At 60.1% G+C, this 288-nt stretch carries 1 protein-coding gene; it reads right to left on the bottom strand.

Annotated features, from left to right (window positions below):
* Positions 1–288 (bottom strand): deoxyribodipyrimidine photo-lyase (locus SB764_RS39365; protein WP_410866660.1); only part of this gene is annotated, 288 nt, incomplete at both ends.

A 288-nucleotide genomic window follows, 5' to 3' on the forward strand; every position in this document is an offset into this window, starting at 1 on the left:
CGCCAGAAGGGGGTATAGACCCGGTAGGGCCCGCCGGATTTTGTCTGTACCCGGGATGGTTCATGCAGCAGATGGCCGGCAAAGCTTTGAACCGTCAGGCCGTCGTCTCTCAGCGTCTGTTTCAGTGCCTTGTCCGTCGCCATGCCCGCCGGATCGTAGCGGCGGTTCCAGAGCACCGTTTCGGCACCCGTCGATTTGATCAGCGCGTGCAGCACATCGAGCGCGTTGCCGCTGAGAAGCACAAGTTTACTGTGATGCTTTTGAAGCGACCGGTCGAGTGCTTCGAGA

Origin of the sequence: Paraburkholderia sp. SIMBA_027, assembly GCF_046535315.1 — a bacterium.
Lineage (GTDB): Bacteria > Pseudomonadota > Gammaproteobacteria > Burkholderiales > Burkholderiaceae > Paraburkholderia > Paraburkholderia tropica.